The organism is Micromonospora zamorensis (genome assembly GCF_900090275.1).
Classification (GTDB): Bacteria; Actinomycetota; Actinomycetes; order Mycobacteriales; family Micromonosporaceae; genus Micromonospora; species Micromonospora zamorensis.
Genome location: NZ_LT607755.1, coordinates 3,964,899 through 3,977,249, shown reverse-complemented (window position 1 = coordinate 3,977,249; position 12,351 = coordinate 3,964,899). Strand labels below are relative to the sequence as shown.

Annotated in this window: 12 protein-coding genes; 2 read left to right on the top strand and 10 right to left on the bottom strand. The window is 69.7% G+C overall.

The window, feature by feature from the left end; translation table 11 throughout:
• Positions 1–23: 23 nt before the first annotated feature.
• Together GA0070619_RS17585 and GA0070619_RS17580 are read right to left on the bottom strand one after the other, a co-directional pair.
• The gene (locus GA0070619_RS17585) at positions 24–638 is read right to left on the bottom strand and encodes an OmpA family protein (RefSeq protein WP_157744032.1); all 615 of its coding nucleotides are present in this window, start codon (positions 636–638) and stop codon (positions 24–26) included.
• Positions 622–1,215 carry a hypothetical protein gene (locus GA0070619_RS17580; RefSeq protein ID WP_088949064.1) on the bottom strand — a complete coding sequence of 198 codons (594 nt, stop codon included), beginning with the start codon at positions 1,213–1,215 and terminating at the stop codon, positions 622–624. Before GA0070619_RS17580 ends, GA0070619_RS17585 begins: the two co-directional genes overlap by 17 nt.
• A gap of 168 nt (positions 1,216–1,383) precedes the next feature.
• Between GA0070619_RS17580 and GA0070619_RS33855 the strand changes: the two genes are divergently transcribed.
• Entirely contained in the window at positions 1,384–1,509 is a 126-nt protein-coding gene (locus tag GA0070619_RS33855; protein WP_269458512.1) for a hypothetical protein, read from the top strand.
• Between the two features lie 38 nt (positions 1,510–1,547).
• Here the strand turns inward: GA0070619_RS33855 and GA0070619_RS17575 are convergent, their stop codons facing one another.
• From GA0070619_RS17575 to GA0070619_RS17540, 8 genes are read right to left on the bottom strand one after another with little or no spacing between them, the layout of a single operon-like run.
• Positions 1,548–3,188 carry a DUF4127 family protein gene (locus GA0070619_RS17575; RefSeq protein ID WP_088949063.1) on the bottom strand — a complete coding sequence of 547 codons (1,641 nt, stop codon included), beginning with the start codon at positions 3,186–3,188 and terminating at the stop codon, positions 1,548–1,550.
• A gap of 10 nt (positions 3,189–3,198) precedes the next feature.
• On the bottom strand, positions 3,199–3,897 hold the full coding sequence (locus GA0070619_RS17570) for an N-acetylmannosamine-6-phosphate 2-epimerase (protein WP_088949062.1): 699 nt from the start codon (positions 3,895–3,897) through the stop codon (positions 3,199–3,201).
• Positions 3,898–3,920: 23 nt separating this feature from the next.
• Entirely contained in the window at positions 3,921–4,808 is an 888-nt protein-coding gene (locus GA0070619_RS17565; protein ID WP_088949061.1) for an ROK family protein, read from the bottom strand.
• Positions 4,805–5,647, bottom strand: a complete 843-nt coding sequence (locus tag GA0070619_RS17560) for a carbohydrate ABC transporter permease (protein WP_088949060.1) — start codon at positions 5,645–5,647, stop codon at positions 4,805–4,807. The genes GA0070619_RS17565 and GA0070619_RS17560 overlap by 4 nt, the downstream gene beginning before the upstream one ends.
• The gene (locus tag GA0070619_RS17555) at positions 5,637–6,584 is read right to left on the bottom strand and encodes a carbohydrate ABC transporter permease (protein WP_088949059.1); all 948 of its coding nucleotides are present in this window, start codon (positions 6,582–6,584) and stop codon (positions 5,637–5,639) included. Before GA0070619_RS17555 ends, GA0070619_RS17560 begins: the two co-directional genes overlap by 11 nt.
• A gap of 11 nt (positions 6,585–6,595) precedes the next feature.
• Positions 6,596–7,879, bottom strand: coding sequence for an ABC transporter substrate-binding protein (locus GA0070619_RS17550; protein ID WP_088949058.1), 1,284 nt, complete (start codon positions 7,877–7,879; stop codon positions 6,596–6,598).
• 24 nt (positions 7,880–7,903) lie between these two features.
• Positions 7,904–9,499: an FAD-dependent oxidoreductase gene (locus GA0070619_RS17545; RefSeq protein ID WP_088949057.1), complete on the bottom strand. Its 1,596-nt coding sequence runs from the start codon at positions 9,497–9,499 to the stop codon at positions 7,904–7,906.
• Positions 9,500–9,538: 39 nt separating this feature from the next.
• Positions 9,539–10,585, bottom strand: a complete 1,047-nt coding sequence (locus GA0070619_RS17540) for a LacI family DNA-binding transcriptional regulator (protein ID WP_088949056.1) — start codon at positions 10,583–10,585, stop codon at positions 9,539–9,541.
• Between the two features lie 361 nt (positions 10,586–10,946).
• On the opposite strand from GA0070619_RS17540, the gene GA0070619_RS17535 reads away from it, so the two are divergent.
• Positions 10,947–12,308 (top strand): glycoside hydrolase family protein, encoded by a 1,362-nt coding sequence (locus GA0070619_RS17535; protein ID WP_197699551.1) that lies wholly within the window; start codon positions 10,947–10,949, stop codon positions 12,306–12,308.
• The last annotated feature ends 43 nt before the right edge of the window (positions 12,309–12,351 follow it).

Below are 12,351 nucleotides of genomic sequence, written 5' to 3'. Positions count from 1 at the left end.
GTCTGGTAGAGGTCCCGTCGGTCTTACTTGTCGAACCGGATCTCGACGCGCCGGTTGCTGGCCCGGCCCTTGGGGTTGTCCTTGCCGCCGAGGGTGTTCGGCGCGACGGGCCGGGTCTCTCCGAAGCCCTTGATCTCATAGGTGACCTGGCTGCCACCTTCCGCGGACAGCACCGCTCGGACCGCCTCGGCTCGCCGGAGGGACAACGCCAGGTTCTGCGCGTCGTCGCCCACCGCGTCGGTGTGCCCGAAGATCTGCACCGTGCCGGTGGCCTCGGCGCGTAGTCGTCTCGCGATCTCGGCCAGCCGGGTGCGGGCTGCCGGCGAGAGGTCGGCCTTGCCGAACGCGAAGAGCACGTCCGCCGCCAGAATCAGCTCGATTCGTCCGCCGGACTCGGCTTCCAGACTGTTGCCGTCGAGATCCTCGGTACGCAGGTAGATGTCGTCTGTCGGTGCCAGGATGTCGATGATCGGGGCGTCGACCCGCGCGCCGGCCGCCAGCGTGGGCCCGGGCACGACCGCGGTCCCGGAGGTGGGTGTCGGCGTCGGCGCCGCCCAGGCGGCGACCGGTTCGCTGACCAGCAGGAGGGTCAACGCGGTCGCGGCCAGGGCCGTACGCCCGCTAACCGAGCGGAACATTCTCGAACACCGGGACACGAGGGATGACGACATCCACGGCGGTGACGTCGTCCGGCGGGGCGCCGAACATGGCGTACAGGTCCACTGACTGACCGGGAGCGACGAAGACTGAGGCGAGGCCCGACGAAGCGAGGTACGTCACCTGACCGGGTTTCGCATCCGAGTCGCCGGCCCGGGCTACCAGGTGCCGCTTGCGGTTCTTCCGGTCGACCAACGTCACGCCGGAGAAGGCCAACGAGACGGTCTCACCTTGAAAGGCGCTGGCGATCTGCCAGCGTCCCGGGCTGCCCGCCGGATCCGTACGGGTCATCCGAACGTTGAGGTTGACGAACCCGTTGTCCCGTCGCAGCTGGTACAGCTCCACCTTCACCCGGAACAGACTGCCGCTCTCGCTGATCTGGATGTCCCGGCTCGCGATCACCGTGCCCATCTCGTCGGGCTGACCGGGCGCGAAACCGGTGGTCCCCTTCGCGGCACCGCCGGAGTCGTCGGTCCCGCCGAGACTGTCGCAACCGCAGACGGCCAGGGCCATCACCAGTGCGAGCGAACCAGCGGCGACTGTGGTGCGCAGACGCACGAATACTCCCTAGTGGGCTGGTCGGAGCGGGCGCGATCAACTCCCGGCACGATAGTCGATGGCATCCACTGGCGAGGGTGGGGCGGAGAACTCGTCGTCGTGGGGTTTCTTAGCGATCAGTACGGACGCGACCATGCGAGAAAGCAAGATATTCAGCGATGTCCGGGAGTGAGTGCGAGCCCGCAGTCGAGCACTCCGGCTCGCCGCGACGGCGTCCAGGTCGGCGAGGGCACGAACGACATCCTGCGAACCGCTGTCGCGAAGGCGCTCGTACGCGCCGACCTGACCGTCTGATGCTCCACGGTCCTATCGGAGCATCAGACGGTCACCGGTCAGGACAGTCGCAGCCGAGGTTCGAGGACCACCTCGAAGAGCCGGTCCCACGGCAGCTCGACACGCGCTGACTCGAAGCGAGCCAGCGTCGCCGTGAACGTCTTCGCGCCTCGGTGTCCCAGCACGATGCGGTGCCCCGCGAAGTGGTCGGCGAAGTACCGCTCGGTCACGGGTACCAGCCGCTCCCTGACCCAACCGTCGAAGTAGGTCTTCTGCTCGGGAGTGAGCGCGAGCGGATCCCAGCCCCGCGCCCGTGCGTGCGCGTACGCCTCGACCTGCACGATGTTCTTCCACGGGTCGTCCTTGACGAACCGGTAGAGCAGGTACTCGGCGTGCGCCTGGCCGGGCCCGCGCAGGTCGGGCACGCCGAATCCGCTTCCGGATGAGCGCAGGTACGCCCACCGGGCGGTGCCGTGGCTGAGCGCCAGGCCGAGCGCGTTGCCGCCGGTGTTCCACCCCGAGTACGACAGCAGCGCCGCGAGATCCAGCTGGTTCTCCATCCGCGCGACCAGGTCGTGGTCGGCCTTGTTCACGATGAGCGGGTCCACCACGATGACCGAAGTGCCGGCGGCCAGCAGCTTGCCGATCCGCCCGACGAAGGCGTCCAGGTCAGCGGCCCGTTGCCCGGGTGCCGTCGAGGGGGTGTTCACGGCGAGCACGATGTCCGCGTCGCCGCTGACGACCCGTCCTCCGACCGAGGTGACGTGCCGCCGGATGTTCTCCGCGAACGGGATGCCCTCCAGTTGTGCGGTCCAGGCCTCACCGGAGACGCCGGCGTACTCCACGCGGTAGGTGGGGCCGGTGCCGGCCGCGATCACCCGCGCGACCAGCAGCGCGTTGACCTCGTCGGCACCGGGGAAGATCTCCACCCGGTCGCCGACGCCGAGTTGGTCGACGAGCGCCTCCAGTTCCACCCGCTCGGCTCGGGCCAGGCCGACCGGCGCGGTGTCGTCCTCGGAGAGCACGAGGTGGTTGATGGTGCCGTCGGCGACCCACTCGACCATGAGCCGGTTGACCTGGTGGTTGCGGGCCCGCGCGGCGAGATAGTCCTCGACGACCTGGTCGGGGATCTGTGTCCGGACGGCGTCGAGTTGCGCTCGCAGTTCCTCCTGCCCGAGGTTCGTCACCTGGTCGTAGAGCTTGGCCCAGGAGACGAGCAGGTCGCGGTACCGATCCAGCTCGGTGCCCGTGCTGGTGATGGCGAGACGCTGGATGGTGTCGTGCACCTCGATCACCGCCTCCGGCCGGGTGGAGCGCAGGGTGCGAATCGCAGCCAGGTTCGCCAGGGCGGCGGCCAGCGTCGGGGCTGCGGTGCGGGAGGCGATCAGGCCGCCGTACGCGAGCATGCTGACCGAGATCACGTACCCGTCGACTCCGTTGGTGGTGCCGAGCCAGCGGGCGATGGCGGCGCCGTCGCCGGGGGTGAAGAAGCGGCCCAGCGACTCCCGTGGCGGCAGCTGCACCTGGGCGCCGGCGCTGGCCGCGGTCATCTGCGCCGCGTACGTGTTGACGGGGCGGTCGTCCAACGGGACCAGCGCCACGGTCAGCTGCCGCTTGGCGGGCCCGGCGAATGCGGGCCGGCCCACGGTCAGGGTGGTCAGCCCGGCCATGCCGGTGGCCAGAAGGGTGCGTCTTCTCATGTTCACTCCTCTATTTCGGTGCGCTCGCCGCGCGGGGGGTGGCCGGCACGAGCCGGCGGGTGATCCAGAGCGGTGAGGTGACGGCGTTGCCCATCACCACCGCGTGGGCACCTGCCTCGAAGGCCTGGCCGATCTGTTCCGTGTTGCGGTACCGCCCTTCGGCGATCACCGGCACGGGCAGCAGTGCGACGAGTCGCTCCACGAGCCCGAGGTCGGGCCCGTCGGTTGGTGGGCTGGCCGGTGTGTAGCCGGACAGCGTGGTGGCGACGGCGTCTGCGCCGGCCTCGACGGCTGCGACGCCCTCGGCGGCGGTGGAGACGTCTGCCAGGATCAGTGCGTCGGTCCGTTCGCGGAGCACGCGGACCGTGTCGGCGAAGGCGCGGCCGTCCGGTCGCCGGCGGTCGGTGGCGTCGATCGCGACGATCTCCGCTCCGGCCAGCGCCACCTCGAGCGCGTGGGCAGCGGTCGGGGTGATGAAGACGTCAGCGGCGCCGTGCTTGTACAGCCCGATCACCGGGACGTCGACGGCGGCCCGTACGGTCCGGATGTCGTCTGGTCCGTTGACCCGGACCGCCACGGCGCCGCCGCGTACCACCGCGGCCGCCACCCGGGCCTGGACGTACGGATCCCGCATCGGATCGTCCGGGTCGTCGGGCAGCGGTTGGCAGGACACGACCAGCCCGCCGGCCAGGTCGTCGAGCACATTCACCTGTTGGTCCCTTCGATGTGGGGTCAGTCGATGGCCAGTCGGGCGGCGCCGACCAGGACCGCGTCGACGCCCAGCGTGGCGGGCAGCAGTGGAACGTCGGCCCAGCCGGCGGGCACCTCGGCCGAGTAGGCGGCGGACGCGGCGGGCAGCAGGGAGCCGGCGGCCCCGCCGGCGACCAGGACAGCGTCCGGATCGAGCAGCGCCACCAACCCCGCGAGGGTCGCGCCGAGGACGGCTCCGGCCCGCTGCACGACCCGCTGGGCGGCCCCGTCGCCGGTCGCGGCGCGCTCGGCCACGGTCCGCCCGGTGACGTGGGTGCCGGTCTCGATGGCGTACGCGGCGGCCAGCCCGCTGCCGGAGGCGATCGCCTCCAGGTGCCCGTGGCGGCCGCACCCGCACCGCAGTCGTTCGGCGCCCGGGGCGGGCAGGTGCCCGACCTCTCCGGCTGCCCCGCGGGCGCCGGCCTCGACCCGGCCGTTGCGGACGATCGCCCCGCCCAGCCCGGTGCCGACGGCCACCAGCAGCACATGAGCGCGGTCCCGTCCGGCGCCGGCCCAGCTTTCGCCGAGCGCGGCGGCGTTCACGTCGTTGGTGACCCGCACGTCGCGACCCAGCCGGGTGGCCAGCGCGTCGGCGACCGGGGTGCCCGTCCAGCCCGGCAGGCTGTCGGTGGCGTACCGGATGCTGCCGGTCGCCGGGTCGACAGTGCCGGCGGTGCCCACGCCCACCGGTCCGGCGGTCGCGCCGAGCAGGTCGGTGGCCAGCCGGGCGGCGACGTCCAGCACCGCCTCGGGCCCGGACCGGGCGGGCGTGGGCGCCTCGCGGCGCTCCAGCACCCGTCCGGCCCGGTCGACGAGCGCGACTGCCGTTTTGGTGCCACCGATGTCGATACCGACAACCGGTGTCGTCATCCCTTGAGGCCGGTGTGCGCGAGGCCCTCGACGAACTGCTTCTGCGCGATGACGAACACCACCAGGACGGGCAGGGCGGTCATCGACGCCGCGGCCATCTGGACGTCCCACATGGGGCCGCCGTAGGCGTCGACGAACTGGGTGAGCGCCTGGGGCAGGGTGAACTTCTCCGGAGAGGAGAGGAACACGATCGGTTCCAGATAGAGGTTCCAGCTGTGCAGGAAGGTGAAGATGGCCACCGCGCCCAGCGCCGGCCGCGACAGCGGCAGGGCGATCCGCCAGAAGGTGGCGAATCGGCCCAGCCCGTCAACCCGGGCCGCCTCCTCCAGCTCACCAGGCAGGCTGATGAAGAACTGCCGCATGATGAACGTCGCCAGGACGCTCGGCGCGCCGAAGATCGGCACCAGGATCAGCGGCCAGTGGGTGTTGACCAGGCCGAGTTTGAAGAACATCTGGAACAGCGGCACGATCGTCACCTCGCTCGGAATGAGCAGGCCCGCGAGGACGACCAGGAACAACACGTTCTGGCCCCGGAACCGGATGCGCGCGAAGGCGTAGCCGGCCAGCGCCGCCACGGCCATGGTGCCAACCGTGACGACCAGCGCGATGTAGAGGCTGTTCAGGTACTGCTGCCCGAAGGGCTGCAACTCGAACACCCGCTCATAGGCGTCGAATCGGGGATTGGTCGGCAGGAGCTTCGGCGGGAAGGCGAAGATGTCCGCCACCGGCTTCAGCGACGAGGTGACCATCCACCAGGTCGGGAAGACGAACGGGATCGCCAGGACCAGCAGCACCCCGTAGAGCACCAGCTTGGTCCGGCGGGACAGGTCACGACTCATGGAAGACCCACCTCTTGCGCATCTGCCACTGCAGCACGGTGAGGGCGAGCACGATGGCGAACAGGACGATCGACAGCGTGGCGCCGTAGCCGAAGTGATGGAATTGGAAGGCCTGCTGGTACAGGTAGTAGACGAGGACCGTCGTCGATGCGCCCGGGCCGCCCTGGGTGAGCACCGAGATCTGCGCGAAGACCTGCAACGACCCGACCACGGTGATGATCGACGTCAGCAGGATCGTGGGGCTGATCAGCGGTACGGTGATCCGCCAGAACTGGCGCATCCGGCTCGCCCCGTCCACCTCGGCGGCCTCGTACAGCTCGCCCGGCACACCCTGAAGGGCGGCCAGGAACAGCACCATGTTCAGGCCGACGTTCTTGAACACCTGCACGACGATCACGGACACCATCGCGGTGCCCTCGCCGCGCAGCCAGTTCGGCCCGTCCACGCCAATGGTGTCGAGCAGACCGTTGATCCCGCCGTTGTCCTGAAGCAGGAAGCCCCAGACGATGGTCCAGGCCACCAGCGAGACCACCACGGGGGAGAAGAACAGCGTGCGGAACACGATCGTGCCCCGCAGCTTCTGGTTCAGCAGGACTGCCAGAAGCAGGGCCAGGCCGAGGTTGAGCACCACCAGCCCGACGGAGAACAGCCCGGTGGCGCGCAGCACCTCGCCGAGGTTGGGATCATCGGCGAGAGCCTTGTAGTTGTCGGTGCCGACGAAGTCGAAGGTTCCGGCGAGCACGTTCCACTCGTGCAGGCTGTACCAGAGCACGAGGATCAGCGGCAGGATCACGAAGACGATGCTGCCGAGCATTTGCGGGGCGATGAACACGTAACCGGCGAGCTGGTCCCGGCGGCGGCTGGTCCAGAACGGCCGGGCCGGGCCCGGGGCGGGCCCGGCAGCAGCCGAGCCCACCCTGGTGTCCGTCTGGGTCATGATCGTTTGCCTTACTTCGCCAGCAGTGGCTGGATCTTGGTGCAGACGCCGTCGAGTACGGCCTTGACGTCCGCGTTCGGCTGCCACAGCGGGTCGAGCCCGGCGCGGACCTGCTGGCTCAGCTCGGCCTGGCCGGAGTGACTGGGCTTGACCACGCCGTTGGTGATGCCGTCGATGACGACCTTCTGCAGCTGCTCCGGCTTGAGCTTCGGGTTCGTCTTGGCGAGGGTCTCGGCGGTCAGCTGCGACTGCCGGGGTGCCGGGAAGAACTGGGCGAGCTTCGCCGAGTTGGTGGGGTTGGTGAAGAAGGCCAGGAAGTCGGCCGCCTGCTTGGCGTGCGGGCTCTTCTTCATGACACCGACACCCGCCTGGCCGACCACCGCGTAGTTCCCCTTCGGGCCGGCCGGCAGCGGCACCAGGTCCCACCCGAAGCCACCGTCCTTCAGCAGCGAGGCGCGAGAGATCTGGGTGACCGTCATGGCCGAGTCACCGGCGAAGAAGTCGGCGGTCGTGCCCGGACCGGGCAGCGCCTTCTGGGTGAAGGTGGCCTTGTGCAGGGTGGTCATCGCGTCGACCATCTCCGGGCTGTTGAAGCCGCAGGACTTGCCGTCCTCGCTCCACGCCTGGGCGCCCCATCCGGTCCAGAAGGTGGACAGGTTGTCCCAGCCCTTGTAGTCGAAGTCCCGGATGACCATGCCGGCCTTGCCGGAGTCCGCCGCCGCCGCCGCGGCGGTTGCCAGGGCGTTGTCCCAGTTCCACTGGCCGGCCGCGATCAGCTCGGCCGGGGTCTTCTGCCCGGCCTTCTTGACCATGTCGTTGTTGACGAACACCCCGAACGGCGAGGTGGAGAAGGGGTACGCGTACAGCTTGCCGTCGTCCTGCCAGAGCTTGAGCGTGGCGGGGGAGATGTCCTCGTACTCGTAGCCCTCGGCCTTCTTGAGGGTGTCGTCCAGGGGCAGCAGCGCGCCCGAGGTGACGAAGTCGGGGGCGGAATTCTCGAACACCCACGCGAGGTCCGGTGCGTTCCCGCCCGCGATCTGCGTGGTCAGGGTCGTGGTGTACGTGTCGAACGGCAGCGGATCGAACTTGATCTCGGTCACGTCCGGGTGGCTCTTGCGGTACTCGTCGGCGATCTCGTTGAACAACTTGAGGTGCGCCTCGTTGGCCGACCAGACGGTCATCCGCAGTGCCGCCGGGCCGCTGTCGTCGGCGTCGTCACCGCCACCGCAGGCGGTCAGGGCGAGCGTGCCGGCCAGTGCGACGGCGACGCCGCGCAGGGCCTTTCCTGCCTTCACAATGTTCTCCTTACGGGGGTGTGTTCAGTAGCCCGCGATCTGTGGCCAGCGCTGTTCCACGCCGGCCGCGGTGAGGCGGTCCTGGAAGTCGGCCAGCAGACGGGGGGTGTTGCGGACCGCACGCGGGGACTCGCCCTGCGCCAGACAGAAGTCGGCGAGCAGGCCGGCTACCTCGCCGACGTTCCACTCGACGGGGTGCAGCCGATAGCTGCCGTTGGTGATGTGGGTGGTGCCGATGTTCTTGCCGGCCGGCAGCAGGTTCTCCATCCGCTGCGGGATCAGCGCACCGAGCGGGATCTCGAACGGGCACGAGCCGACGTCGATGTAGTTGTCCCCGCCGGTCGACGGGTGCAGGTCGATCCGGTACATGCCCACGCCCACCGCGTCGGGGTAGCTGACCGCGCCGTGGTCGCCCCGGACCGCCAGGGACAGGTCCTGCTCGGCCACTGTGTACTCGGCGCGGATCCGGCGGGACTCGCGGATGTACGGGGCCTGGGCCAGGCCGTCCGCGCTGCCGGTCACGTCGCCGCGTAGCCGCAGGCCCGGGAAGCCGGTGCCGCCGTCGGGCCGGGGCGCCTCCGTCTGCATCCAGTAGAGCACCGAGTACGACAGTTCGCGGGCCTTGGACAGGTGCCACGACGCGTTCGGGACGTCGATGACCGGTCCCTCGAAGTAATCGATCATCGGCCAGTTGACCAGCGTGATGTCGCTGCCGTACGCGCCGTCGGTGAAGTTGCGCCGCGCGGCGATCCGGCGGAACGTCCACAGGTTGCCGTCGCCGGGGTTGAGGCGTTGGTCGGCGTTGACGCTCAACGGGTCGTCGTCCGGGTTGGGGGTGAAGCTGCGCTCGACGATCTCCAGTGTGCGCGGGTGCGGTGACTTCCAGGACAGCAGCCGGTCACCCCAGAAGTCGGGCTTGTAGTCGCGCCAGAAGTCGTACCCCGCGGGACGGTCGATGGTGTGGTCGCCGTCGACGTGGTCCAGGGCGAAGCAGACGGACACTGCCTGCATGTTCAACGGCTGAGCCTCGGCCGGGGCGCTCGGCTCACCGGTTTCCGCCTGCGACTCGAACCCGGTGACGTACTCGGTGCCCGTCAGTGGCAGCAACTCGCCGGTCTCGGTGGCGTCCAGGACGTACGGCGCGACCACGTCGATCCGCTCGTCCCGGTCGCGGTGCGCGAGGGTAACGCCGGTCACCCGGTCCCCGTCGGTCTCCGCGGCCACCGGCCGGTACGGCTGGAGCACCCGAATACGGCCCGAACCGAGGTGCGGCGCGAGCATCTGTTCGAGGACGGCGACGGCCACCCGCGGCTCGTGGCAGAGCCGGCTCACCCAACCCGCACCCGGGTTGAGGTCGGTCCAGGCCCGGGACCGTTCGGTCAACGGGTAGTGACGACGGTAGTAGTCGCGAATGCCGTTACGCAGTTCCCGGTAGCTGGCGGTGGCGCCGAACTGCTCGATCCAGGAGTGCTCGTCCGGGGGGACGGCCTGGCTGGTGAGCTGCCCGCCGAGCCAGTCGAACTCCTCGGTCAGGATGACGGACCGGCCGGCCCGGGCCGCGGCGAGCGCCGCGGCGACGCCGCCCAGTCCGCCCCCGACGACGAGGACGTCCGTACGCATGAGTACCACGTTTTTCCTTCCAGTTGCGCGATCGACCGCTCAGCGCCGGTCAACCGCCGGATCAGGGGTGCCGAGGGTGATGCCCTCGACGAGTTCGCAGGGGAGAAGTCGCTGCTGGACGCCGTCCGCGCTGCCGTCGATGACGCCCGTCAGCACCTCGACCGACTGCCGGCCCATCTCCTCGCGGGGGATGCGGAATCCGGTGAACGTGATGTCGGTGGGGACCGCGACCGTCGGGTCTCCGAGGGTCACGATCGACAGGCCGCCGGGCACGGTCAGGCCGCGCCGACGGGCTGCCGACTCCAGCGCGACCGCCGTGGCGAAGTCCTCGACGAAGACGCCGGTGGTCCCGTCGGCCAGCAGGGTGTCGATGGTGGCGTCGGCCTCGCTGGCCAGCGCCGACATCTGCCCCGCGCTCTCCGCGGTCGCCGCGGTGGCATGAAACCCGCGGCGCCGGTCTTCGGAGGATTCCGCGGTGGTGCCCGCGCTCACGTACGTCAGGCGGCGGTGACCGTGCCGCAGCGCGATCTCGACGAGTTGGGACACCGCCGAGGCGTAGTCGGCGCCGACGTAGGGGACCGGGCCGCCGGCGTCGTCCCGGCGCCCGACGGCGACGTACGGATATCCATCGCGGTTGAGCCGGTGCAGCTCCGCGCCGTCGATCTCGCGTCCGAGCAGGATGCACCCGTCGGCCAGACGTAGCCGGTTGTCCTGGTGGAAGATTCGTCGCCGGCCGTCCACCACCGGCGCGCTGGTGAACAGCAGCAGGTCGCAGCCGAACCGTTCGGCGTAGTCCTCGATGCCGAGCAGGAACGGGTGGAAGAAGTCCCGGCTGCCGCTGGGGAACGCGGGCTCGTACGTGAAGACGCCGATGATCCGGTTGTACCGCGAGGCGAGGCGGCGGGCCACGGGGTCGGCGGCGTACCCGGTCTCGGCGATGACCCGCAACACCCGGTCCCGGGTCTCCGGTGCGATGCGGACCTCGGCGTCGGTCCGATTGTTGAGCACCAGCGACACGGTCGCCTGACTGACACCGGCCATCCGCGCGATGTCACGCTGGGTGACGCGTCGAGGGGGAGCGGTCACGTCGGGTCCTTCCGGTGGGGCTAATGCGTATTAGCCTCGGTGTTGGGAAGGAGCTTGGTGGGTGGGCCGGCACGTGTCAAGGGGTGTCCGCAACATTTCGTGGAGATGAACCCCCTGGACTAATGCGCATTAGCGACCGGGTTCCCGATCGGCTGGCGGTGGCGCGGGCGGACCAGGAGGGCGGCGAGCCGGCTCTTGACAGAAACGCGGTCGAGCGCGCAGCATTCAAGAAACATAGATGCTAATACGTATTAGCTCGGTGATGCCAGAGGTGTCCACCGAGCGGTGTCCCCTGTGTTCTTACTCAGCGTCACGCCGCACCACTCGTGCCGACGAGCTGACCGACCGAAGAGGAAGCCGCATGACGAGACCATCCACCCCGTCGTCCCGACGTGCTGTCCTGGCGGCCGCCAGTGCCGGCCTGCTCGTCGCCGCCGTGGCCGGCGCCCGGCCAGCAGCCGCCGACGCCGCGCTCGACTTCCCCCAGTTCACCTACCAGGGCACCGCGTTCGACAAGGGCACCCTCGCCTACAACCCGACGAACGAGTTCATCTTCCCGAGCGTCATCCGGGCTGCCGACTACTTTCCCAACCCGCTCGGCACCTACTACCTGTACTACGCACCGCACGAGCGTCCCGGTGGGATCGCCCTCGCGTACTCCGACTCGATCAACGGTCCGTGGACCGAATACGTCGCCAACCCCCTGATCGGCAACACCTGGCTGCCGTACTACTCGACGGTCAGCCACATCTCCTCGCCGCACGCGGTGTGGATCGAGGGCGAGGGCAGGCTCTTCCTCTACTTCCACGGCGAGAACTCCATCACCCGGTACGCGACCTCCGACGACGGCATCCACTTCAGCTACGGCGGTACGGCGGTCAGCCGGGACGACACGACCGGCGGCGAGACCTCGTACGCCCGGGTGTTCGAGCAGTCCGTGCCCCGCCTGGGCACCCGGTACCTGATGCTCTTCATGGACAACCCGACCGCTGCGCTGCCGGGACCGACCGGGCCAGTGTCGCGGCGGATCCGCTGGGCGGTCTCCAACGACGCGCGGACCTGGGCCATGCAGCCGGAACCGATCGTGACTCCGCAGGGCATCGAAGGCCCGAACGCCTCTGGACCGTTCTTCCTGCGCTGGGACGGCCGCAACCTGGTGATCTACCACGCCGCCGACGGCAACATGCACGCGGTGGACGTCGGGCAGGACTTCGACCAGGAGATTCACCTCGGCGTCGTGCACGACTCGATGTCCGCCGCGCCCGACCTCGGCCGTTCGGCCGCGCCGACGTTCTACTTCGACGGGCGTACCGCGCACATGTACTACGAAGCAGGCGGCCGGCTCACCGCGACCATCGGACACGCCACCGCAACCCTGGCGAACCCACTCCCCGTACGGCAGCTCGATTGTGTGCCGGACCGACCGGTTCTGTGGCCGCCGAACCACAAGCTGGTCGACGTCAACGTCACCGTGGACCTGCACGACGGGGTGCTCGGCCCGAACGCGTTCACCCTGGCCAGCGTGACCGGGGGTGACGCCGCGGACGTCAGCGGATTCGCCATTGGCACGCCGGACACGAGCGGCAGGCTACGGGCCGAACGAGCCGGCAACGCGGGGGACCGGGTGTACCACCTCACGTACACCGGCCATGACGAGATCGGACGGCCGGTCGGCTGCACCGTCGCCGTCACCGTCCCACACGACCAGGGCGGCAACCGGTAGGTCGTCGCCGCAGTGCGCCCCACCACCTGGTGGGGCGCACTGG

Excerpts from the sequence above, each read along its gene's own strand:
- GA0070619_RS17585 (WP_157744032.1), bottom strand. The coding sequence starts at position 638 with ATGTTCCGCTCGGTTAGCGGGCGTACGGCCCTGGCCGCGACCGCGTTG.
- GA0070619_RS17575 (WP_088949063.1), bottom strand. The coding sequence starts at position 3,188 with ATGAGAAGACGCACCCTTCTGGCCACCGGCATGGCCGGGCTGACCACC.
- GA0070619_RS17565 (WP_088949061.1), bottom strand. The coding sequence starts at position 4,808 with ATGACGACACCGGTTGTCGGTATCGACATCGGTGGCACCAAAACGGCA.
- GA0070619_RS17560 (WP_088949060.1), bottom strand. The coding sequence starts at position 5,647 with ATGAGTCGTGACCTGTCCCGCCGGACCAAGCTGGTGCTCTACGGGGTG.
- GA0070619_RS17555 (WP_088949059.1), bottom strand. The coding sequence starts at position 6,584 with ATGACCCAGACGGACACCAGGGTGGGCTCGGCTGCTGCCGGGCCCGCC.
- GA0070619_RS17545 (WP_088949057.1), bottom strand. The coding sequence starts at position 9,499 with ATGCGTACGGACGTCCTCGTCGTCGGGGGCGGACTGGGCGGCGTCGCC.
- GA0070619_RS17535 (WP_197699551.1), top strand. The coding sequence starts at position 10,947 with ATGACGAGACCATCCACCCCGTCGTCCCGACGTGCTGTCCTGGCGGCC.